This window comes from uncultured Succiniclasticum sp. (genome assembly GCF_902793885.1).
Taxonomy (GTDB): Bacteria; Bacillota; Negativicutes; order Acidaminococcales; family Acidaminococcaceae; genus Succiniclasticum.
In genome coordinates, this window is the sequence record NZ_CADBFF010000031.1 from 1 (window position 1) to 23,171 (window position 23,171).

At 51.3% G+C, this 23,171-nt stretch carries 17 protein-coding genes; 11 read left to right on the forward strand and 6 right to left on the reverse strand.

The genetic code is table 11. The features are described 5' to 3' along the window. Positions 1-130: 130 nt before the first annotated feature. The 6 genes from QZV31_RS11730 to QZV31_RS11755 all read right to left on the reverse strand — a co-directional run bounded on the left by QZV31_RS11730 (position 131) and on the right by QZV31_RS11755 (position 7,736). The gene (locus QZV31_RS11730) at positions 131-940 is read right to left on the reverse strand and encodes an HAD-IIA family hydrolase (RefSeq protein WP_295360828.1); all 810 of its coding nucleotides are present in this window, start codon (positions 938-940) and stop codon (positions 131-133) included. 97 nt (positions 941-1,037) lie between these two features. Then, a complete protein-coding gene (locus tag QZV31_RS11735) occupies positions 1,038-2,033 on the reverse strand; it encodes an extracellular solute-binding protein (RefSeq protein WP_295360831.1) in 996 nt (331 codons plus the stop codon). Between the two features lie 230 nt (positions 2,034-2,263). Further along, positions 2,264-3,316, reverse strand: coding sequence for an ABC transporter ATP-binding protein (locus tag QZV31_RS11740; RefSeq protein WP_295360834.1), 1,053 nt, complete (start codon positions 3,314-3,316; stop codon positions 2,264-2,266). A 142-nt stretch (positions 3,317-3,458) separates the two neighbouring features. Further along, positions 3,459-5,138 (reverse strand): iron ABC transporter permease, encoded by a 1,680-nt coding sequence (locus QZV31_RS11745; protein ID WP_256324769.1) that lies wholly within the window; start codon positions 5,136-5,138, stop codon positions 3,459-3,461. Between the two features lie 205 nt (positions 5,139-5,343). Further along, positions 5,344-6,396: an ABC transporter substrate-binding protein gene (locus QZV31_RS11750; protein ID WP_295360838.1), complete on the reverse strand. Its 1,053-nt coding sequence runs from the start codon at positions 6,394-6,396 to the stop codon at positions 5,344-5,346. Between the two features lie 197 nt (positions 6,397-6,593). Next, positions 6,594-7,736 (reverse strand): FkbM family methyltransferase, encoded by a 1,143-nt coding sequence (locus QZV31_RS11755; RefSeq protein WP_295360842.1) that lies wholly within the window; start codon positions 7,734-7,736, stop codon positions 6,594-6,596. 180 nt (positions 7,737-7,916) lie between these two features. Here QZV31_RS11755 and QZV31_RS11760 point away from each other — a divergent pair, with 180 nt between their 5' ends. The 11 genes from QZV31_RS11760 to QZV31_RS11810 all read left to right on the forward strand — a co-directional run bounded on the left by QZV31_RS11760 (position 7,917) and on the right by QZV31_RS11810 (position 23,035). Next, positions 7,917-8,294, forward strand: a complete 378-nt coding sequence (locus QZV31_RS11760) for a metal-dependent transcriptional regulator (RefSeq protein WP_093729774.1) — start codon at positions 7,917-7,919, stop codon at positions 8,292-8,294. A gap of 240 nt (positions 8,295-8,534) precedes the next feature. After that, positions 8,535-9,557, forward strand: a complete 1,023-nt coding sequence (locus tag QZV31_RS11765; RefSeq protein ID WP_295360847.1) for a sirohydrochlorin cobaltochelatase — start codon at positions 8,535-8,537, stop codon at positions 9,555-9,557. Between the two features lie 207 nt (positions 9,558-9,764). Beyond that, positions 9,765-11,561, forward strand: coding sequence for a diguanylate cyclase (locus QZV31_RS11770; RefSeq protein WP_295360850.1), 1,797 nt, complete (start codon positions 9,765-9,767; stop codon positions 11,559-11,561). Positions 11,562-11,611: 50 nt separating this feature from the next. Then, on the forward strand, positions 11,612-15,334 hold the full coding sequence (gene cobN / locus QZV31_RS11775) for a cobaltochelatase subunit CobN (RefSeq protein WP_295360853.1): 3,723 nt from the start codon (positions 11,612-11,614) through the stop codon (positions 15,332-15,334). A gap of 127 nt (positions 15,335-15,461) precedes the next feature. Further along, positions 15,462-16,484 carry an AAA family ATPase gene (locus tag QZV31_RS11780; RefSeq protein ID WP_295360856.1) on the forward strand — a complete coding sequence of 341 codons (1,023 nt, stop codon included), beginning with the start codon at positions 15,462-15,464 and terminating at the stop codon, positions 16,482-16,484. Beyond that, positions 16,481-18,388 carry a VWA domain-containing protein gene (locus QZV31_RS11785; protein WP_295360859.1) on the forward strand — a complete coding sequence of 636 codons (1,908 nt, stop codon included), beginning with the start codon at positions 16,481-16,483 and terminating at the stop codon, positions 18,386-18,388. The genes QZV31_RS11780 and QZV31_RS11785 overlap by 4 nt, the downstream gene beginning before the upstream one ends. A gap of 106 nt (positions 18,389-18,494) precedes the next feature. Continuing rightward, the gene (locus QZV31_RS11790) at positions 18,495-19,367 is read left to right on the forward strand and encodes an ABC transporter ATP-binding protein (RefSeq protein WP_093729768.1); all 873 of its coding nucleotides are present in this window, start codon (positions 18,495-18,497) and stop codon (positions 19,365-19,367) included. Continuing rightward, entirely contained in the window at positions 19,367-20,107 is a 741-nt protein-coding gene (locus tag QZV31_RS11795; RefSeq protein ID WP_295360865.1) for an ABC transporter permease, read from the forward strand. Before QZV31_RS11790 ends, QZV31_RS11795 begins: the two co-directional genes overlap by 1 nt. Before the next feature lie 109 nt (positions 20,108-20,216). Then, a complete protein-coding gene (locus tag QZV31_RS11800; protein ID WP_295360868.1) occupies positions 20,217-21,197 on the forward strand; it encodes an ABC transporter substrate-binding protein in 981 nt (326 codons plus the stop codon). A 102-nt stretch (positions 21,198-21,299) separates the two neighbouring features. After that, a complete protein-coding gene (locus tag QZV31_RS11805) occupies positions 21,300-22,253 on the forward strand; it encodes an iron ABC transporter permease (RefSeq protein ID WP_366508726.1) in 954 nt (317 codons plus the stop codon). Beyond that, positions 22,250-23,035 carry an ABC transporter ATP-binding protein gene (locus QZV31_RS11810; protein WP_295360874.1) on the forward strand — a complete coding sequence of 262 codons (786 nt, stop codon included), beginning with the start codon at positions 22,250-22,252 and terminating at the stop codon, positions 23,033-23,035. Before QZV31_RS11805 ends, QZV31_RS11810 begins: the two co-directional genes overlap by 4 nt. Positions 23,036-23,171 lie beyond the last annotated feature (136 nt).

Sequence of the window (23,171 nt, forward strand, 5' to 3'; positions counted from 1 at the left end):
TGCTTTAGCTGCCAAACGGAATCTGCGGTTGCCACAGCGTCGAAGCGCTGTGAAATAATATTTAATTATTTTACTGTCTACTTGACGGGGAGCGGTTCATTATGCCTTCCCCGACTCTTTTTTATATAACTTACAAATACTTCAATATCTCTTTCGCATGGGGCAGAATAATATCCGGTTTCACCGGCCCCTGCTCCACATCCTCCAGTGTTGCTTCCCCGGTCAGCACCAAAATCGAAAGAATACCGTTATCCGTTCCGAACCGAATATCCGTCATCAGCCGATCGCCCACCATGGCGATCTCTTCTTTTTTCAGACCGGTGCGTTCCATCACCGTATCAACCATATAACCGTAAGGCTTGCCTGTAATATATTCCGGATCTTTGCCCGTAGCGGTTTTGATACAGGCCAGAAACGCCCCCGTATCAGGAATATATTCCCCGCCTTCGATGGGACAGCGCACGTCCGGATGGGTCGCGATGTAAGGAACGCCTCTGTCAATGAGACGGCAGGCAATGGTCAGGGTTTCATAGGTCAGGGTCTGGTCAAACCCCACTACCACCAAATCCGTTTCATCCTCCAGGCGGGACGTAAGCGTAAATCCGCCTTCTTTAATGGTGGCTTTCAGTTCCGGCGTACCCAGTACAAAGAGCCTTGCCCCCGGTTTGCTGTGTTTCAGATGACTTACCAGCGCATCTGAAGAAATCAGGATGTTGTTTTTCGTCACCGGCACACCCATGGAATTCATCTTCTTCACATAATGTTCGTGATCTTTGGACGAATTATTGGTAACCAGATAATAGGAACGACCCGCTTCCTTCAGACGGTCAAAAAAGCCTTCCATGCCAGGAATCAATTCCATGCCCAGGTTGATGGTGCCGTCCATATCAAACAAAAAACATTTTATCTGTTTTAATCGCTGTAAATGATCTGTCTTCATATGTTATCCTTTCCGCAAAAGAGTAACTCCGTTCTCCTAAAAAAACGATCTGTTACACTGATTTAAATGCAGTCAAATTTTCAACGTATCCGTCCGGCTATTTTGCGTTGATCCATTCCCGGATCAGCGCCTGCTTTTCCCCTGCCATCCAGCGCAGGTCATCGCTGGGAACGGTTCCGATATCGCCATATTTGTTTTTATCATTTAGCGCATCGGCCAGCGGGTTCATCCGATACTCGCGCATAATCTGCAGCGCTTCTTTGGACAAAAGGTATTCCATCAGGCGCTCCGCCTCTTTTCGCTTTTGCCCGTTTTTCAGGATCGCCACTGCCGTTATCATATTTTTATTCCCGTCCCGCACCGGAACGGCATATAAAAACGGATGCTCTCTTTCCAGAGCCAGGGCATGACGCAATGACATGACCGCCACCGCTTTATTCCCCAGATACACTTCATATCCGGCCTTTGCCTCTGTCGGCAGATAGAGAACCTGCTGGGTACGCAAACTGCCCGCAAACTGCAGCGCGGCATCCCGGCCACGCAACTGCCATAAAGAAGTAATCAGCCCGTAAGGCGGACCCCCGGTCGCCGGATCGGCCATAACGATCTCGTTATGCAGCACCGGCTGCAACAGCTCGTCCCAGGAAGACGGCGGCTCAATTCCCAGTTTTCGCATGTTGTTCCGGTTGCTCAGCAGCGCAATATAGTCAATGGATAAGGGAACCCACCTTCCGTCACGGTCCATGTACTGCGGCGGAATATTGGCAGCGCCCCGGGGCAGGTACGGAACCAGCATATCGCGTTCTGCCGCCATGTAATATTCCTCGGCAGAACCGCCCATCCATACATCCACCTTGCTTGCACTCAGCAAATCCAGACGCTGGGATAAGGAGGTCGCCACCAACGGATCGAACTCCACTACGATTCCCGTCTTGTTTGCAAAACCTTCAACAAGAGCCTCGGAAAGATTCCGGTTCATGCTGCTGCAGACCCGGACGACTCCTTCCACAGGCGGATTCTGTTTTTGCGAACCGCAGCCTGCCTGAAACAGCAGGCACAACAATAAAAGAAATAGAACAAAATACTTTTTCATAACAATCGAACAGCTCTTACCTTATACTGTATTGAAAATACTACGCATCCTCATAAAACGAAACCATCGCGACGCGGCCGGTTTGTGTGACACTCGGATACGACACATACCGCTGCAGAATTTCACAGCTTATAACAGCATTATACCATAAAAGAACGGGACGGTAACGTTTCTTTTGTTACCGCCCCGTGATGATTCTGATGTTCAACGCAATGATTCTTTCCTTTTGTTTACTCATCTTTGGCAAAGGACATTACATTGTCAAAGTCCAGATACACGGTTTCCCCGTCCTGATACGTATTGTATCCTGCGCCCTTCTGGATTACACGTACAATATGGTCTTTCACCTTTACCCTGTAATCCACGCTGTCGCCCATATAGAAGCGGTGATTCATGACGCCTTCCACCAGACCCCCGGTCTTGGAGAGGGTAATCTGTTCCGGACGCACAGCCAGCACAGCTTCCCCGGCTAACTTTTTGGGGTTCGGGAAAGAAATGGCTTCATCCCCCTGCATAAAAATCCGGTCGCCCTTCGCCGTGGCCGGAATAAAGTTTACCAGTCCGATAAAGTCGGCTACCATCTGGTTGGCAGGTTTTGTATAAATATCATAAGGCTTGCCGATCTGCTGCACCTTGCCCATACTCATGACCACGATCCGGTCAGACATGGTCATAGCTTCGCTCTGATCATGGGTTACGTAAATAACGGTGATGCCCAGTTCTTTCTGGATGGCGGAAATCTCAAAACGCATGCTTTCCCGCAGCTTGGCATCCAGGTTGGACAATGGTTCGTCCAGCAGCAACAGGCTGGGTTTGGCCACCAGAGCGCGAGCCAGAGCTACACGCTGCTGCTGTCCGCCGGACAGCTGACTGGGCAGACGCTCCGCATATTCTTTCAGGTGAACCAGTTCCAGCATTTCCATGACCTGTTTCAGCCGTTCCTCTTTGGGCACGTTTTGGATCTTCAGCGGATAACCTACGTTATCGATGACATTCATATGGGGCCATACGGCGTAACTCTGGAACACCATACCGATACCGCGTTTTTCCGGCGCCAGGAAATATCCTTTTTCCGCATTGGAGATTTCCTGGTCCCCAATCATAATCACGCCTTCCGAAGGTTTCTCAAACCCGGCGATCATCCGCAGGGTGGTAGTCTTGCCGCAGCCGGACGGGCCCAGGAACGAAATAAATTCGCCGTCCGCCACTTCAATATTAAAATCTCCTACTGCGGTTACATTGCCATACCGTTTGTATATATGTTGAAGCTTTAACTCTGCCACGCTATTCTTCCCTCCGTTTCACCGCTTTACGGAAACACCGGTTTGTCAGCGTTTCCGTATAAAATTATTCTTTCAGGAACCGGCGCCGCAAAACGTGTCGCCTCCGGAGCCTGCTTCCTGGAATTTTCCTGGAAAAAGCTGATCAGATGCTTACCTTTCCTTTCGTCACTTTATTCAAAATGATATTGCCGATTAATACGATCAGCAGGATGATGACCGAAAGAACGGAAGCGTTCTGCGTATCCGCATAAGTCTGCAGTTCGTACAGCAACACGCCGAGTGATTTCGTGTCCGAGCCATACAGCAGGTTGGACATGGTCAGTTCGTAGAAACTGGGCATGAAAATCAGGAACCAGCCCGCTACGATAGAAGGCGCAACCAGCGGCATGATGATATCCTTGCAGGTTCGGATCCAGCTTGCGCCGGAACTCAGGGCCGCTTCTTCCAGGCTGATGTGAACCTGGCTTAAGGATGCGGCAATGGTACGGACGCTCATGGTCATATATTTTACAAGATAGGAAACGATCAGGATCCACATCGTGGAATACAAGTTGAGACCGTAGTTACCGGAGAATGTGACGATCAGGGCCAGGGCGATAACGATGGAAGGGGTAGCGCCCCCCAGTACCACCAGCAGGTCCGGTATGCTGCGGCCGGTAATATTCGTCTTAACGGAGAGATAGGCAACGAACAGGGCCAGCACCGTACCGATGCAGGCAGCTACGATACCGTACCCGATGGAACGCCATACGCTTTCCATGTACTGGGAACTGGTCACTACCGGTATCCAGGCGTCAATGCCGAAATTATCCAGCGCCAGTCCCTTGGACATACTCACCAGGAACGAGGTTACCACAATGGAGGACAGGGGAAGGATGACTGCAATAATGGCATAGCCTGCCACCACAGCGAAAGCCGGCCATTTCCATTTTCCCAGTTCCACCATGTTGGGGCGGGTACTTTTACCGCTGATGGTAGTGTAATCTTTGTGGCTCAGCATCCAGCTCATGAACATCAGGAGGCCGTTGGCTACCACCATCATGGAAACCGCAAGGGCCGTGGCGTCACGAATGCCTTTATCGTCACCCATATACAGGAACGTTACGATACGGGTCGTCATCACTTCGATATTGCCCGGCATGCCTACGATAGCCGGAATGCCGAAACAGGAAGCCGCCGCGATGAATACCAGCAGACCGCCGGCCACGATGGACGGCATCATCAGAGGCAGGGTCACATCCCACAGTGTTTTCAGCGGCGAAGACCCGGAAATCCGGGCCGCTTCTTCCAGGGTGGGATCCATTTTTTCCATGGCGCGGGAGATGGTGATGAAGGCGAAGGGTGAATAGAATAACGTAAGCACCCAGGCCAGCCCGCCCATAGTATATATATCGAAAGGCGCCTTCTGTAACCCGAAGATAAATTTAAAAAACTCATTCAGGTACCCGACGCTTGGATTCAATAGCTGGACCCAGGCGATAGCGCCCACATATGGCGGAATCATATAACTGGCAACCAGGACCGTCCGGAAGGTTTTCTTTCCCGGCAGGTCCGTACGGCCCACCAGCCAGGCCAGCGGGAACGTAACAATAACACTGGCTACCATAACGATCAGCGAAAGCTGAATTGTATTGGTAAGGGCTTTCCAGTTGACCTTTTTACCGTAAACATCTTTGTAGTTGCTGATATCAAAGACACCGTTGATGAACAGGCTGTCATAAATCAGCACCAGGAGAGGCATTACAATAAAGTACAGCAATAACAGCACAGAGATAGCAATTACTATAAATTTACTATCGAGGCGGGGCAAAGATTTTTTCACTTTCGCTCCTTTCCCCGGTTCTTCCGGTGAGAGTCGGGAAACTACTGAGCAGTTCGTCGGAATACTTTCCGAAAACTAACGCATACTTCCTGAATCAGTGCTTCTGCAGGAATGGGAAATCAGGGACCGTCAAAACGGCCCCTGATCAATTTCCTGTCAACTCAGATTATTAATAACGTACCCGTACAATTCTTTTGTTAAGCCGTTATTCCATAACCGTGGTACGGAACGCTTCTTTGATCTTGCCTTCTTCAAATGCCAGTTTTTCCCAGTCGATCTTAATGGCATTCTTGTTCAGGTCGGCCAGTTTGATGCCGGCGCCGTTAGGCGGATTTACGTCGCCACGTACGGAATGCATCCAGCCGGCGGTAACGGCTTTCTGTCCTTCAGGGCTCAGCCACCAGTCGACCAACGCTTTGGCAGCTTCCGGATTCTTGGTGTCCTTGAAGATACCGATTGGCGAATTGATGATGATACAGCCTTCTTTCGGATAGCATACAGCCAACGGTTCTTTCTTGGTTTCCTGCAGTTTCAGGATGTTTTCTTCCAAAATAACAGCAGCCATGTATTCGCCGGTCAGCAGTTTATTCTGGATAGCGGAGTTGCCTTCTTCTACCCGCAGGCCGTTGGCTTTCAGCTTCTTGAAATAATCCCAGCCGAATCTGGGATCCAGCGCCATGGCGCCAACCATTACATAGGCAGTACCGGACAGCATCGGATTCGGCATGGCAATCTTGCCTTTATATTTCGGTTTGGTCAGGTCTTCCCAGCTGGTAGGAATATCTTCTTTAGCCAGTTTGTCCTTGTTGTAAGCAATAATCATATTGTTAACACGGACCGGCAGCCAGGTGCCGTCCGGATCGCTTGCCAGCACAACGTCTTTAAGCTGCGGCGATTTGTAGCTCATCAGCAGGCCCTGTTTCTTCAGTGCCAGATAGTAAGACGGATCCGCAACCATCAGCACGTCCGCGCCAATCTTTTTCGCTTTGATTTCGCCGGCGATCTTCGTCTTGAGTTTTTCCGTGCCATTCTGGAACCAGGACACCTTTAAGCCCGGGAAAGCCTTGGAGACATTGGGTTTACAGAGTTTATCCACGATATCAGGATAAATAGAAGTGTAAACGCTAACTTCTCCTGACGGGCCTTTTTTCGCGTCAGCAGCCGGAGCCGCCGGTTTTTTGTCGCCGCCTCCGCATCCTGCAGCTATTACCGCAGCCATAGCCATTAATGCAGCAGCGCCCAACAGTTTTTTGTTCATGATGCAATCTCCTTCTTTCCTAAAATTTTTTTCTATAAAATGTGCAGATTTCCACTTCCCTAAAAAAGAGGAACTCCGTCAAAGCCGGTTTCAGCAAACACTACTTAATTGTATTTTTCGATATCGTGTAAATTACTCCTGCTTACAATGATACACTTTTTTCTTATATTTTACCATAAAATCGTAATATATGCTGATTATTTTGCAAAAATATTAATTTCCCAGGCAGGCACATAAGGATGCTTTCGCAGATAGATTTGATATTCCGGCTGCAGTTTCCACAACAACAGGGGTAAAGCAAAAAGATCTTCGTCATGGTGGTAGGCCGCGACCAGCAACTTTGGCAGCGCCCCGTTCCCGTCCGGCGCCAAATGTCCAGCTGCACCTTCCAGGGCTTCTTTTTCCACCCCTTCCACGTCAAACTTCATATAATCCGCATGATCGTTCCCTAACACAGCATCAACAGATACAACATTAACCTGCTGTTTTTTTACTTTTTTCTTCATAGAACACGTCTGCGACAGATTTTGTGTTGCAAATCCGGACCGGTCAGCTTCCCAAAACGTTGACTGCCTGCCTCCCTTCCCGTTCAGTTCCAGACTGCCGCAGTCATTCCACACGCCTGCCTGCAGACAGGTTACATTTTTTAACTCGTACTGTCGGACATAGTCTGTCAGCTTCTTATAATTTTTCGGGTCCGGCTCCAATGCAATGATTTTTTTGTAACGCCCATGGGTCAGCTGCAAAAATTCCTGTACCGTATCCCCGTTATAGGCGCCCAGGTCCAGATATGTTTCTTCCCTGCCAAAAGAAAAGATTGTCCTCAGGTCCTCTGGTCTGTTTGTTGTGCATGCCTGCAGGTAAGAAAGCTTGCCGCTGAGTTTATAATTCAGGACGGACGCAAAGGTTTCACGTGAAACAGCATCCGCCAGTCTTTCATATACTGCCAACAGTTTCGTCTCGTGTTTTTTTATCCAAGCCGGCGTCACGGTTTCCTCTCCGGAAAAAACCGGCACGTGGGGCGCGTAGGTTTCATGGACCGAAGCCAGTTTATAAAAACGTTCCAACACGTCCGGCAATTCACTGGCAAATGCAATGAGCACGATTATTTCTTCTCGAAGCGTCAGCAGTTCACTGTACGTTTGCACGGTAAAGCCGTGGAACTGCTGCCCTCTCACAAACTCGTCACTGGCGAAAATGCCGGAAACGGGCACGCCGGTTTCCGCCAGCCGGGCCAGCACCTTATCCGCCCCGTCGCCGGTTCCGTATAAAACAACCGGCTTTCCCGCCGTTTTTAAATATTCCCATAATGTGTTTTCTTCATTTATAAATGGTAACATAACCATCTGCCATCCTTGTTCTTTCCGCTTGATTCTATTATATCACGATACCAGACCGGCGTACACGGATTCCTATTTTTCCGATTTCACAGTAACCGGTTGCGTTAAAAGGGTTTAAATGCTACAATGAGTTTAAACTTGTTAATGATACTATCTCTGAAATGTAAGGAGGAAGTAATTATGGTGCTTCTGGAATCCGGCGAAAATTATCTGGAGACGATACTGATCCTGCAGCAGCGTAACGGCAACGTCCGCTCCATCGACATCGCCACGGAAATGAATTTTTCCAAACCCAGCGTATCCCGTGCCATGAGTATCCTGAAAAAAAGCGGTTATATCATTATGGAGCCCGACGGACGAATCGTGCTGACAGAAAATGGCCTGAAAAAAGCAGCCTCCGTCCTGGACCGGCATAAGACCCTGACCGTTTTCCTGACCGACATCCTGAATGTTCCCCCGGACACCGCGGAAAAAGACGCCTGCCGCATCGAACACATCATCAGTCCGGTCACCTTTGCGGGCATTAAAAAAATGGTAAAAGAAAACCGGAAAAAATGAAATCTCACGAAAACGATAACCTGAGAGGTTGTTACAAAGCGCTTGCTTTAGTAACAACCTCTTTTATTTCAATAATAAATTTATTGATAATCTTTATTATTAGTATTGCTTTTTTACATACTATGATATATAATCTTGGTAACCATCGGACAGCAAAACAGTAACTTGCCTGGTTTACCGTTTTGCCGACCGTAAATTATCTATATTTAAAAAATCTTAAAACGAGAGAGGTAATGCAAAATGAAAAAATTTGGTAAAATGATGGCTGCCGCTGCTATGGCAGTTAGCTGCCTGGCAATCTCCATCCCCGGTTACGCTGCTTACAGCCTGAGCGAGGAAGTTAAGGCTCCTACCCCGGCCCTGAAACAGGCTTCTGAAATCGGCGTTCGCTCTTACAGCAACCCCGCCCTGCAGAACCTGCCCAATAAGGACGCTATGGTAGTTATGTCCTTCGGCACCACCATGAAAGAAACCCGCGACAAGACCATCAACCCGACCATTGCAGCGATCCAGAAAGCGCTGCCCGGCGTAAAAGTGGTTACCGCTTACACTTCCCATATCATCATTGACCGCGTAAAAGCCAATGAAGGTCTGGTAATTCCTACCCCGGAAAAAGCACTGGAACAGCTGAAAGCTGAAGGCTATACCCGCATTGCCCTGGCTACTCTGGACGTAATCCCCGGCATGGAATACGAATATAAAACCGCGATCTATCGTCTGTATCGCGATCAGTTCAAGAAAATGACTTTCGGCACCCCGTTGCTGTACTGGCAGGGCCAGGAAGAACAGCCGGACGATGTAAAAGATTTCGCGGAAGCTATGTCCACCCAGTTCCCGAAATTGGCCAAGACTGACGCCGTACTGGTTATGGCTCACGGCACTCCCCATCCGTCCAACGCTTACTACTCCGTAGTACAGGACCGCTTCAACAAACTGGGCAAAGGCCATGTTCAGGTTTACAGCGTAGAAGGCTGGCCTTCTCTGGAAGACGTTATCCCCAAACTGAAAGCAGAAAAAATTAAGAACGTTACCCTGATGCCCATGATGATGGTTGCCGGCGACCATGCCAACAACGACATGGCTGGCGATGAGGAAGATTCCCATAAATCCATCCTGGTAAAAGCAGGCTTCAAGGTAACCCCGTACATCCATGGCCTGGGTGAAAACGCTGCAGTTCAGAAAATGTTCGTGAAACATGCCCTGGAAAGCTGGGATGCCCTGACCGGCACCGCCAAAGCACAGAGCACCGGCATGAAACACTGATTTCCGGTTCACACAGTATGACAAAATAAAAAAGGACGCTTTCGGGCGTCCTTTTTTCTCAAGAGAAACAAAAAACGTATTTGCTTGTCAGAAATTATTTCTATTAACGGTACTTTTTATTTGGGAGTCATATACCATACGGTTATGACTGACAACAGCTGACGCGACGCACTCTCACGCAAATTGTTAAAGGCGGTAAAAACATATATGAATACAACTGCAGAACTGACCATGTATCAGGAAGCGCTGCGGGCAGAAGGAACGGCCATATTGCGTTGGGATTTAAATGCGGATCGCGTGTATGGCGATGAGTTGCTGCAGGGCGTAATTCCGGAGAAACTGAAGAATGAAAGTTATTCCGCTTTCCTGCTTCAGTCTTTACCGTTGCACCCTAACGACAGGATATTCTTTGTATCCCTTGTAGAGTTTCTCAAAAAGCCCCATCCGGAATACGCCGATACCACCCATGAGAAGGTCATCGAGTACCGGGTAAAGGAAGATAACGGCGAATACCGCTGGTATCACGCAAGATACATCATCCATTTTGAAAAAGAAAGGGCACAGTATGTGACAATATTGCTCCGCAATACGGACTCTGAGCACCGTCACACCGAAGCATTGCAGCAAAAGGCCCAGCGGGATGCCCTGACCGGTCTGTATAACAAAGAGTACGCAAAGGAATTAATCAAAGAAGCCTTAGGTGTGCCCGGCACAGTCAAAGCGCTCCTGGTCCTGGACATGGACGGCTTTAAAAAAATCAACGATAACCTGGGACATCTGTTCGGCGACGCTGTCATCTCCGACATGGCCCTGACCCTGGCAGAAGTGTTTGATGAAACGGATATCATAGGCCGGGTGGGCGGCGATGAATTTGTAGTACTGATTCGGGATGCTGCGGACCGCAGCCTGGTAGTAAAACGTTGCGAAAAACTCCGAAACATGCTGCGGCGCAGCTTTGCCTACGGCGACGGCAAAGAACTGCACGTCAGCGGCAGTGTCGGCATCGCCATGTCGCCGGAATACGGCCGCCGTTATGAAGAACTCTTCGGATTCGCTGACGCGGCCCTGTACGAAGCCAAACGCCGGGGACGGGACATGCAGGTTTTTTATACGAAAGATATGCAGGCAAGCCAGAAAAAATCAGCGGAAGATAACACCGTCATGGAAAAGCGGCAGGCCTTCCTCACCAATCCCCAGGTATTCATCTTCCAAATGCTTTACGAAACCGGCGACGCACGGATCACAGTCGAAACGCTGCTTGCCCTGTTTGCCAAGTACTTTATGGTACAGCGGGTCGTTATCTACCAGCAGAAACGCGGACAGTGGGTCTGCTGGTTTGAATGGCATGCCGACGGGTACAGTTCCGCAGCGGAAGCCCATGCCGGCGCAGTCTTTGAATATATTAATTCCCATTTCCAAAAAGAGATTTACGGTACTTTTTCCGAATGTCCGGATACCACGCTGATAGATGGGGAAGCAGGCAAAACGCTGGTGGAACGGAGCATTCGTTCTTTCCTGCACGCAGGAATCATGAGTGAAGGAAAACGGATTGGTTTCGTAGGCTTTGACGATTGCCGCGGTCCCCGGATCTGGACAAAACGGGAACATGAAGTATTAAAAACCTTTGCCGATGTACTGGGTACTTTCCTGATGGACCAGATGCGCTACGAGATGGTACGGAAAGGCTACTGGCACATGCAGGGCGTCCTGAACGCCATGCCGATGAAAATGTGGGTCACTTCTGCCAAAGACGGCAAAGTCCTGTATATGAATGCCAAAACCAGGAAGGCGCTGGCCGGTCCGGAAAACGGAGAAGAACGAACCTGTTACAAAGTCGTAACGGACTCTAACCGTCCCTGTGTACGCTGCAAGTATTTTAAGCTCAGGGGAAGTTGCCCGGTTGGTTTGCGCCTGAAGCACGATGCCGAAGAAAAAAACCTGACACCGGTTACAGTGCTTTGGCAGGGCGAGGGAGACAGTCATTTGTTTGTTGACAGGAATTAAGGAAACGCTCTTATATATTTTCAAGAAAGAAAGGGGGAATAATTTTCTGTATGGACATAAAAATTATTTACCTGACTAACGATACCCGCCGCTATGCCGGCATGAAGAACGCCTGCCTTCAGCTGCAGGACGAAATGAAAATTTCCGACCTGTGCATGGCTGTCAAACTGGAACGCTCCAGCGAATGGAATTACGTCTGGGAACGAAAGCTCCGGGGCAGCAGCCTGGTTGTGGCCAGGTTCTTCAACAATATTTTTAAATCAAAATTTTGGGAAGAATGCAGCAGATTTCTGGACGCCAACCACATCCCTTATGTAATCGACGCAGTAGAATCCGCCTCCGCCGGAGATGGAGCAGGCGTAGAAAAATCCGTTGCCGCACGACTCAGAGGATATACCTTCTACGGCGGCGCCGAAAACTTTCGGAACTTCTGGCTGTACGCCTCTTCTCTTACAGACCCGTCTGTTCCCGTTTCAGAAGAACCGAAGCCCCAGTGCTGGGCCGGCATCTATCATCCTGACATGCCTGACGGCTACACGACCGATCTGGCCGCATACCGGGAACAATTCTGCAAACCGGACAGGCCGGTTATCGGTCTGCTGTTTTACCGTGACGAATGGATCTGGGACGACCTGGCTTACCCTGCCGCCTTCATCCGGGAAGCAGAACAGAAAGGCTGCAACGCCCTGGCCGTGTTCACCAACCAGATGCCTGACGAATCCCTGGGAATGCCCAGCATTCGTAAAGTGTTTGCTGATTTCTTCACGCTGAACGGTGAAACCGTGATCGATGTCCTCGTCAGCGCCATGAAATTCTCCCACGTAGGCAACGGCAGCCTCACTGCAGACGAACTGGAACAGCTGGGCGTACCGGTTTTAACAGCCTACACCCTGCTGACGACGGAAGAAGACTGGCGCAAAAATCCCGAAGGCCTCAACGCGGTGGAAACTTCCATCGCCGTAGCCCTGCCGGAATTTGACGGCGCTATCCACGGGGTTCCTATCGCCGGCCGTAACGTACTGCCTGACGGCGCCATCGAATACCAGCCCATGCCGGAACGTATGGCCGCCATGGTAGATAAGGCCATCAAATGGGCAAGGCTCCATCGTCTGAAAAACGAAGATAAAAAGATTGCCCTGATTTTCCATAACTACCCGCCCAAGAATTACAATATCGGCAGCGCCTCCGGCATGGATTCCATGGAAAGTGCTACCCGGCTTCTGGCCCGCATGCAAGCGGATGGCTACAAGATTGACTTTCTTCCGGAATCGGCGGAAGAATTCATCCGCATCATGACTTCCCATGCCACCAACGATTTAAGTCTGTTAACCGACAAGCAGGCAGAAGAATGCCAGAAACTTTCCGCGGATGAATACGCGGCTTTCTTTGCCACCCTGCCGGAAGAAGCACGGCAGAAGATGACGGAACAGTGGGGCGAAGCTCCCGGCGATATCATGCTGTCCGACGAAGGCAATATTCTGGTGCCCGGTACCATGAACGGCAACATTTTTATGACTGTGCAGCCTGCCCGTCAGTATGGCATGGATCCTGCCCGGGCCTATCACGATCCTACCATAGCCCCCACCCACCAGTACCTGGCGTTCTATTACTGGCTGCGGGAAGTGTTCAAAGCAGATGCAGTGATCCATCTGGGCACCCACGGTAACCTGGAATGGCTGCCGGGTAAGGCAACCGGACTGGACCGTTCCAGCTATTCCGATATCGCCCTGGGTTCACTGCCCAACATTTACCCTTACCTGATGACCATCTCCGGCGAAGGCGTCATCGCCAAACGCCGCAGCAGCGCCTGCCTTATCGGCTACCTGCCCGCCCCCGTAGCGGAAGCCGGTGCTTTCGACGAACTGGCCGAGCTGGAAAAAATGGCTGACGAATACAGCCATTTCCAGAAACAGGATTCAGAACAGGCGGCCGAACTGGAGAAAAAAATCATTGAACTGGCCCATGAAACGAAAATCGATGAGTCTGTTGCCTATGACGAAACAAAACCTTTCACCGATTATCTGGCAGAACTTCATGAATATATTGAAGAGCTGCAGGACAGCGAGATTCATGTCGGTCTGCATGTGCTGGGTCAGCCGCCGGAAGGAGATATCCTCATCGGCGAGGTCATGCATCTCCTGCGCCTGTCAAACGGGCCGGTGCCTTCCTTATATAACTTGTGGGCAGAAAAATTCAGTTTGAATTTTGAGGAACTGGAAAAGAATCCCTCCGCTATCGTGGAAGCCTTCGACCTGACCGGCGGCGAATTGCTGCGCCGCATCCGCAACGAAAGCCGGGCATTTGTAACGGTCATTGCGGAAAAGGGTTTCACGGAACAATCTGTCAACGCGGCCATGCAGCTGCCGGAAACGGCAGAAGGGCCGGAAGAATGGAAGCAGAAAATAGAATCACTTGGACAATATATCATAGAAGAAATATATCCCCGTCTTGCCAGAACAACAGATGAACTGGATCATACGCTGGCAGCCCTCTCCGGCAAATATGTGGCCCCCGGGCCTTCCGGATCTCCCAGCGCCGGCGGCGTAGATCTGCTGCCTTCCGGTCGTAACTTCTACGGTGTGGATCCCCGCGCACTGCCGTCCCAGGCAGGCTGGATGGCCGGGAAAAAACTGGGCGACCGCATGATTGAAAAGTACATTACCGACGAAGGAAAGTATCCCGAGAACATCGGTATGGTCCTCTGGTCCGGCCCCAACATGCGGAGCAGCGGCCAGGACATCGCCGAGTTCCTGTACCTGCTGGGCGTCAAGCCCGTCTGGCAGAAAGGCAGTCTGCGGGTTACCGATCTGGAAGTAATTCCCCTCGACGAACTGAAACGGCCCCGTATCGATGTGACGGCCCGCATCAGCGGCTTATTCCGGGACACGCTCCCCCACCTGGCCGAGCTGATGGACAAAGCCGTGCTGATGGTTGCGAAGCTGGACGAATCCGATGACGATAACTTTGTGCGCAAGCATATCCGTGAAGACAGCGAAGCCTTACAGGCAGACGGTGCTTCCGCAGACGACGCCTGGCGTAACGCGGCATTCCGGGTCTTCGGCGACGCTCCCGGGACTTACGGCTCCGGCATCAACGTAGTGCTGGACGCCAAGAACTGGGAATCGGAAAAAGACCTGGCCGACGTGTATGTACGCTGGGGCGGCCACGTCTTCGGCGGCGGGCAGCGGGGCGTATATCAGCCCGAACTGTTCAAGAAACGGCTGGCACAAATGGAACTCACCGTGAAAAACGAAGAGAACCATGACATGAACATCCTGAGTTCCGACGACTACAACGGCTTCCACGGCGGCATGATCGCGGCGGTCAAGAGTTTCGGACAGAAGACGCCGGTGTCCTACGTGGGCGACAGCGCTAACCGGGGCGCTCCCAAGATTCGCACGGTAGCGGAAGAAATGAAACGGGTGGTGCGCACGGAATCCCTGAACCCGAAGTACATCGAAGGTCTGATGCAGCACGGTTACAAAGGCGCCATGGACATGGCCAACCGGCTGAACATCAGCTTCCAGTGGGACGCCACCAGCAGTGTAATGGAAGACTGGATGTATAACGATTACGCCGAGAAATACGCCTTTGACCCGAAAGTACAGCAGTGGATGAAGAAGGTGAATCCCTGGGCCCTGCAGAACATCGCGGAAACCCTGCTGGAAGCAGAACAGCGCCAGATGTGGAACGCGGATGATGAAACGAAAGAAAAACTGCAGGAACTGTACCTTTCCGTGGAAGGCGAGATCGAGGAAGACGACGAAGAGTAAGTCTGCTGCCATCGGCAACTGTTGAAAAATCCGCAGGACTGCAGAGAGACCTGCACTGCGGTTCACAACCTAAGATATTGATTAACATATTATAAATTACAAATGATTACGGGAGGACGATACGATTATGAAACGACAAGGAACTTTTCCATTTACCGCCATTATCGGGCAGGAAGAGATGAAAAAAGCGCTGGTGTTGAACGTAGTGAATCCGCGCCTGGGCGGCGTACTGATCCAGGGTGAAAAAGGTACAGCCAAGTCCACCGCCGTGCGCGCCCTGGCCGACCTGCTTCCGCCGCGCCTGTGCATCAAAGGCTGTAAGTTCCACGACGACCCTAATGACAAATCCAACTGGTGCGATGAATGCCACGAAAAGTATGACAATGCGGTGCCGGAAACAGAAGAACTTCCCATGAAAGTAGTGGAACTTCCCGTCAGCGCCACAGAAGACCGTGTCGTGGGAACCCTGGACATCGAAGCCGCTATCAAAGAAGGGAAACGTTCCTTTGAGACCGGTATTCTGGCAGACGCCAACCGGAACATTCTGTATGTAGATGAAATCAACCTGCTGGACGATCACGTAGTAGACGTACTGCTGGACTCCGCCGCCATGGGTATCAACACCGTAGAACGGGAAGGCATCTCCTACTCCCATCCCGCCCGCTTCTCCCTGGTTGGCACCATGAACCCGGAAGAAGGCGATATCCGGCCCCAGCTGCTGGACCGTTTTGCCCTTTCTGTTTACGTAGCCGGCGAAAAAGACCTGGATAAACGGGCCGAGGTTATCAAACGCCGTCTGGAATACGAAGACGATCCGGAAGAATTTATTAAGAAATGGGAAGAAGAACAGCAGAACGAAGTGCACCGCATCCAGCGTGCCATGAAGCTGCTGCCTCAGGTAACCACCTCCAATGAGATCCTGCGCATGGCAGCCCAGATTTCCATTACGCTGGGTGTTGACGGTCACCGGGCCGATATCGTGCTGATCAAAACAGCGGAAACCCTGGCAGCCGTGGCAGGACATACCGAAGTTACCAAAGAAGACCTGCGGGAAGCCGCGCACCTGGCGCTGCCTCACCGTATGCGCCGCCGTCCTTTCGAAGAACAGAAGCTGGACTGGGAAAATGTGGATAAGGTGATTGACGCATGAAAAGAACAGGATATCCGCTTGCCGCAGTCTGCGGTATGGAAAAGGCAAAGGAAGCCGTAACGCTGGCCCTTGTCAATCCACATGCAGGCGGAGTGCTGGTAAGCGGTGAAAAAGGAACCGGGAAGTCCACCCTGATGCGGGGCGCCCGGGAATTATATAACGCACCCTGGATCGAGATTCCCGTAAGCGTTACAGAAGACCGGCTGTTTGGCTCTATTGATGCCGAAGCTGCAGTAAAATACGGCAAACGGCAGCTCCAACCGGGGTTGATCGACGAAGCGAACGGAGGCGTCGTCTACCTTGACGATGCCAACCTGCTGCGGGACGATATTTTGTCCGCCGTACTCCGGGTTGAGGAAACCGGCGGCTATCAGTTGGAACGGGACGGTCTCTCCGAACACAGGGACACGAAATACACGGTGCTGGCCGTCATGGCTCCGGAAAGCGGCACTCTTTCCTCTGCGGCTTTGGACCGTTTCGGGCTGTTTGTTTCGGTAGAAGCGGAAACCGACGAAGAAGCCCGGATGGAAATAGTACGCCGGGTCACCGATTTTGAAAAAAACGGAGAAATCTTCCGGAATAACTGGGCCGCGGAAACAGACAGGCTGGCGGAAAAAATTGCCAAAGCCCGCGCGCTGCTGCCCGAAGTGGAAGTATCCGACGCCATGATCCGGCTGTTCTCCGTTTATACGATCAAAGCCAACGTAGCCGGGCACCGGGCCGACATTTACCTGATGGAAGCCGCCCGGGCCGAAGCCGCTCTGGCCGGACGCAAATACGTATTGCCCAAGGATCTGGAAAAGGCCGCGGAATTCGTGCTGCCCCACCGGATGCGGGAGCTTCCGCCGGAACAACAGCAGGAACCGCAACAGAACGAAACAAAAGAACCGGAAGACGCACAGCAGACTCCGCCGCCGCAACGGGAAGAGCAGGATGAACTGTTCTCCATGCCGGATGCACCGGAACCGGAAGAAACCGATACAGAATCTCACGAAGGCAACCAGGAGGAACATAAGGAAGACGAAACCATGACCAACCCCAACGCGGGAAGCAACGACCGCGTAGATGCGGCGGACATGCGTGTGAAACTGCCACCGGTCTGGGTTGAGCCGGTAAAAGGAAAACAGAAACGCAAAGGCAGCGGCAAACGCAGCGCTACCCGTACGGACGAACGGCAGGGACGTTATGTCCGCGCTGAGATTCCCCATTCCAAGTCTTCCGATATCGCGTTTGACGCGACCCTGCGGGCCGCAGCTCCCTACCAGAAATGGCGGGAATCCAACGGCTGCGCCCTGGTCATCAAAGAAGAAGACCTTCGTACCAAAGTCCGCGAGAAACGTACCGGCAATATTTTCCTCTTTGCCGTAGACGCCAGCGGTTCCATGGGGGCCCGGGAACGGATGAAAACCGTAAAAGGCGTCATCCTGAAAATTTTACTGGAAGCCTATCAGAAACGTGACCGGGTCGGCATGATCGCCTTCCGGAAAAACCAGGCAGAAGTATTGCTGCCGGTAACCAAGAGCGTTGACTTCGCCCAGAAAAAACTGGCCGCCATGCCCACCGGTGGAAAAACACCGCTGGCCAAAGGCCTTTCCAAAGCGGAAGACGTGCTGGACATGCTGTACCGACAGGATCCGCTGCAGGATCCCGTGCTGATCCTGATCACGGACGGCCACGCCACCCTGCCCCTGGAAAACGGCACCAATGCGGTGGACGACGCCATGACTGAAGCAGAACACATCGGCAAGCGGAATATCCCCATAGCGGTCATTGATACTGAGAACGGGTTTATCAAGTTGGGTCTCGCCAAAAAACTGGCCAGTAAAATGGACGCATCGTATTTTAAAATTGATAAACTTTCGGAAGACAGCCTGCTTCATATATGGCGAAAAATGAGCGGATAAGGTAAAATATAATCGGCTGCCGCACATAACAGGCGGCAGCCGGAAAACCTACAGCGTCCGACGCCGGTACGGAAATGCCAGGCATAGACGCGGAAGGACATAATGTATGATAGAAGTAAAAAATCTCCGAAAAACATTTCCCCATAAAGATACCCAAAATAAAAAAGCGGAAAAGGTAGCTGTGGAAAATCTTTCCCTGACCATCGGCACGGGTGAAATTTTCGGTCTGCTGGGGCCAAACGGCGCCGGCAAGACTACCACCATCCGGATGCTGACCATGCTGTCCCGCCCTACCTCCGGGGAGATCCTGTACGACGGCAAACACATCGGCAATGCGGACGATGCCCGTCAAATCAAGCAGATGATCGGCGTCGTGCCTCAGAATCTGAACTTTGATCAGGACCTGACTGTAGGGGAAAACCTGGAACTGCACGCAAGACTTTACCACATGAACCGGGAAGAACGGGAAGCACGTATTGCCGAACTGTTGGAATACGTGGAACTGCAAAACGTAATCAATGACGGAGTGCGGCAGCTTTCCGGCGGCATGAAACGCAGATTGCTGATAGCCCGGGCCCTGATTCACCGGCCTGAGATCCTGTTCTTGGACGAACCCACGGTAGCCCTGGATCCCCAGGTGCGCTGGCGTATCTGGGAGCTGGTGAGGCGGCTGGCAAAAGACGGCGCGACGGTTCTGATCACCACCCATTACATTGAAGAAGCAGAAGAACTTTGCGATCGGGTGGCCATCATGAATAAAGGGAAACTGATTGATGTAGACACGCCTCAGAATTTCATCAACCGTTTCGGCCGGTTTGTAGCGGAATGGCGCGACGACGTGCACCGGGATTTCCGCTTTTTCAACACCCGTGAAGAAGCCCGGCAGTTCATCGGCACCATCGACGCAGCATCCTCCATCCGCAAATCGAACCTGGAAGATGTATTCATTGAACTGACCGGAAGGAAGGAGGGACTCTGATGCTGTCTGACATCTGGACTGTTTTCTGGCGGGACTGGGTCGTACTGAAGCATCGCATGACCGCCTTCATCCTATCCCGCATGGTAGCGCCTCTCCTGTATCTGGTAGCCTTTGGCTGGGGGCTGGGCCGCAGCATTCAGACGGCTAACGCCGCTTCCTATATTGATTTTCTGGTTCCGGGTATTCTGGCCCTGAACTCCATGAACATCAGCTTCAACAGCGTTACGCCGGTCCATGCGGAACGAGTGTATCACAAGAGCATTGAAGAATATATCATCGCCCCCATCCGCCCGTATGCTTATGTAATCGGAAAAGTGCTGGCAGCTGTTCTGCGGGGGTTGATTTCCTCCGCTATCATCATCGCGCTTTCCTATGCTTTCGGCGCGCACTTCACCATTACGCCCCTCTTTTTACTGGTGCTGATTCTGAATTGCGCCATCTTTGCCGAAATCGGTTTTGCCGCAGCCATGTTCCTCTCAACGTATGAACAGATGGGCCAGGTAAACACTTATATCCTGTTGCCTATGTCCTTTTTATGCGGCACCTTTTTCTCCACAAAAGCGTTACCCGACGCGCTACGGATCTTCATCGAATGCCTGCCCCTCACCCACACCAGTTATCTGTTGCGGGGCATCGGCAGCGGGGCGGATGTATCTTTGTGGTCAGTGGGAATCCTGCTGATCTATCTGGTCGTGGTCTTTGCCATCGGCGGCCAGGCGTTTATCAAACTGAAAAACTGATTCCCGACGGAGATTGGTTTCCTTTTTTACGATACAGGCAATGTAACAAACGAATTCATTAACTATAATATGACTTCACAAATATTGAATCAGGAAAGTGGTGTGGTTTATGAAAAAATTTCTTTTCTTTTCACTGATGGTAAGCCTGCTGGCCTTTACCTCTTTCGGCTGCAAACCGGACAACGCAGCTACCAATGCAGGCAGTAAACCGACAGTTCAGGCCTCGCAAAACGTCTTTGCGGAAATTACCGATTCTGAAAAGCGCAAGGTAATTCTGAGCAAAAAGCCGGAACGGGTCGTGGTCATGGTACCTTCAATTCTGAATTACGTAGACGCGGTGGGCGGGACAATTATCGGCCGTCCTTCCAGCAGCAAAGCGTCTGTAATTCCCCCCTCCATGGAAAAAGCCGAGGACGTTGGCCATGTATTTAACATCAACATGGAAAAAGTTGTGGGACTGAAGCCGGATTTGGTGTTTATCAATGCAGCGCAGCATCAGAAATTTATAAAAATGCTGGAAACCAACAACATAAACTCCATCACCCTGCAGCCGAAAACCTATGATGAAACCAAAGAGGCACTGGATATCACCGGTAAAGTTTACGGAAAGTCTGCCGAAGCAGAAAAACTGATCAAGACAATGGATGAAAAAATCACTGCCACCGTTGCCAAAATGCCGAAAGACCATAAAAAACGAATCGTGATTCTGCATGCCACGCCGTCCACCGTAACTGTGGAACTGGAAAACAGCATTGCCGGCAACGCAGCTAAAATGTTAGGTTTTGTCAACATCGCCCAGGGCACCACTGCCATTCAGGGCAAACCGGAAAAAGCGCCTTACAGTATAGAGGCATTAGTTGAAAAAGATCCTGAAGTCATTTTCATCACTTCCATGGGCGCCCAGGATAAGATCGAAAAACGCCTGAAGGCCGATGTGCAGGGAAACCCCGCCTACAGTGCCCTAACCGCCGTCAAGAACAATAAAGTGTTTATCCTTCCGGAAGATTTATTCCTGACGCCCCCGGGCTTACGGTATCCGGACGCAGTGGAACTGATGGCAAAACATGTATTCCCGGAAAACTTTAAGTAATCTTATATAATATCGGAGGAAAACAATATGGCAGATAAATTGCCTGACGCATCCGAGCGGGCGGAACGTTACGGTATTGACCGCAGGGTCTGGCGCGTCGCTATGCTGATTCTGTTCACGGTTCTTGCCGTTACCGGCTGCCTTATGTCCATCGCCTTAGGCGCTGCTGACATTTCAGTTTCCCAGGTTGCGGAAATATTATTACATCCCAAGGCGACGCCCCAGGATCAGATCATCTGGAATATACGGCTGCCCAGAACAATTGTGGGTGCCATGGTAGGTCTGAACCTGTCGCTTTCCGGCGCCATTTTACAGGCTGTCATGCGCAACCCCCTGGCAGATCCGCACATTATCGGCATTTCTTCGGGCGCGGGTATCGCAGGCATTACTATTATGATTTTGTTCCCGGCGCTGGAATACCTGATTACGCCGGTTGCCTTTATCGGCGCCATGCTGGCTGCTATCGCCATTTACATTCTTGCCTGGAAAAACGGTATCAAGCCGGTTCGCATCATTCTGGCAGGCGTAGCCGTGTCCGCATTTTTAAGTGCCGGCATCTCCGGCTTGCTTGTATTCTACAGTGACCGGGTCAACGGCGCCCTGATGTGGATGGTCGGCGGACTGGCCGCCCGCAGCTGGCCCCATGTTACCATTATCGTTCCCTACGCATTAATTGGCCTGGTGCTGGCCATCATCAGCGCTCACTATCTGAACATCCTGCAGTTAGGTGATGAGATGGCCAAAGGTCTTGGTGTAAACGTAGAAGTTACACGCATTGCTTTGACAGCCATTGCAGCGCTTCTGGCAGCCAGCGCTGTCAGCGTGGCGGGCCTGTTAGGCTTTGTCGGCCTGGTAATTCCCCATGTATCCCGCCTGATTCTGGGATCCGATTACCGCTTCCTGATTCCGGGAGCCGCTCTGCTTGGTATCGCCATCATAACCTTCAGCGATACGTTCGCCCGGGTGGCTTTTGCGCCCATTGAACTGCCCGTAGGCATTATCATGGCGTTCATCGGTGCGCCATTCTTCCTGTTCCTGTTAAGGAGGGAATTATGATGGACAATATGATTGAAGTTAGAGACCTGCAGGTCACACTGTCAGGAAAAACAATTGTACAGCACATGAATGCGGAAATTCCAAATGGGAAGATTACCGCCATCATCGGGCCTAACGGCTGCGGCAAGAGCACTACGTTGAAAGCCATCTGCCGGATCAATCCCATTTCTGCCGGGCAGATTACGCTGCTGAACCGGAACGTGTGGGACTTCGGCTACAAAGAATTTGCGCAGAAACTGGCCATCCTGACCCAGTCGCCCCAGGCCCCGGCCGATATGACAGTACGGGATCTGGTTGCCATGGGTCGTTTCCCCTACCGCAGTCTCTTCGGCAAGGCAACAAAGGAAGATCAGGAGTGTATTGAGTGGGCGCTGGAGGAAACCAGCCTGGTGCCCTACCAGCACCGCATCCTGCAGACGCTGTCCGGCGGCGAAAGGCAGCGCGCCTGGATCGCCATGGCCCTTGCGCAGAAACCGCAGGTATTGTTGCTGGATGAGCCGACCACCTATCTGGATATCTGCCACCAGTTGGAAGTAATGAAACTGCTGGACCGGTTAAACCGAGAGTTAAAGCTGACAGTCGCGCTGGTACTCCACGATTTAAACCAGGCAGTACAGTTCGCCCACCATGTAGTAGTTATGAAAAAAGGAACCTTAGTCACAAGCGGCAACCCGGCCGATGTAATCACGGTAGACCTGCTTAAAGAAGTATTCCGAGTCAAAGCGGAGGATGTATATACTTCGGATGGTGTACGCACACTGGTACCGTTAGACTTGTATTAAGAAAATAAAATTGAATATAAAAAATGCCGGTGGCAACTGATATGCTCCCTCTATGAGAGACAGTGAAAAAATAAACTGTTAATCATAGGGGGAGTTTTGTTATGTCACACAAGGTGAAGTTAGAAGCAGAGGAAAA

What these genes read in the sequence shown, in the direction of transcription:
- QZV31_RS11785 (WP_295360859.1), top strand. Translation starts at nt 16,481, where the DNA reads ATGAAAAGAACAGGATATCCGCTTGCCGCAGTCTGCGGTATGGAAAAG.
- QZV31_RS11760 (WP_093729774.1), top strand. Translation starts at nt 7,917, where the DNA reads ATGGTGCTTCTGGAATCCGGCGAAAATTATCTGGAGACGATACTGATC.
- QZV31_RS11765 (WP_295360847.1), top strand. Translation starts at nt 8,535, where the DNA reads ATGAAAAAATTTGGTAAAATGATGGCTGCCGCTGCTATGGCAGTTAGC.
- QZV31_RS11735 (WP_295360831.1), bottom strand. Translation starts at nt 2,033, where the DNA reads ATGAAAAAGTATTTTGTTCTATTTCTTTTATTGTTGTGCCTGCTGTTT.
- QZV31_RS11805 (WP_366508726.1), top strand. Translation starts at nt 21,300, where the DNA reads ATGCTGATTCTGTTCACGGTTCTTGCCGTTACCGGCTGCCTTATGTCC.
- QZV31_RS11810 (WP_295360874.1), top strand. Translation starts at nt 22,250, where the DNA reads ATGATGGACAATATGATTGAAGTTAGAGACCTGCAGGTCACACTGTCA.
- QZV31_RS11730 (WP_295360828.1), bottom strand. Translation starts at nt 940, where the DNA reads ATGAAGACAGATCATTTACAGCGATTAAAACAGATAAAATGTTTTTTG.
- cobN (WP_295360853.1), top strand. Translation starts at nt 11,612, where the DNA reads ATGGACATAAAAATTATTTACCTGACTAACGATACCCGCCGCTATGCC.
- QZV31_RS11780 (WP_295360856.1), top strand. Translation starts at nt 15,462, where the DNA reads ATGAAACGACAAGGAACTTTTCCATTTACCGCCATTATCGGGCAGGAA.
- QZV31_RS11795 (WP_295360865.1), top strand. Translation starts at nt 19,367, where the DNA reads ATGCTGTCTGACATCTGGACTGTTTTCTGGCGGGACTGGGTCGTACTG.
- QZV31_RS11790 (WP_093729768.1), top strand. Translation starts at nt 18,495, where the DNA reads ATGATAGAAGTAAAAAATCTCCGAAAAACATTTCCCCATAAAGATACC.
- QZV31_RS11770 (WP_295360850.1), top strand. Translation starts at nt 9,765, where the DNA reads ATGAATACAACTGCAGAACTGACCATGTATCAGGAAGCGCTGCGGGCA.
- QZV31_RS11750 (WP_295360838.1), bottom strand. Translation starts at nt 6,396, where the DNA reads ATGAACAAAAAACTGTTGGGCGCTGCTGCATTAATGGCTATGGCTGCG.
- QZV31_RS11755 (WP_295360842.1), bottom strand. Translation starts at nt 7,736, where the DNA reads ATGTTACCATTTATAAATGAAGAAAACACATTATGGGAATATTTAAAA.
- QZV31_RS11800 (WP_295360868.1), top strand. Translation starts at nt 20,217, where the DNA reads ATGAAAAAATTTCTTTTCTTTTCACTGATGGTAAGCCTGCTGGCCTTT.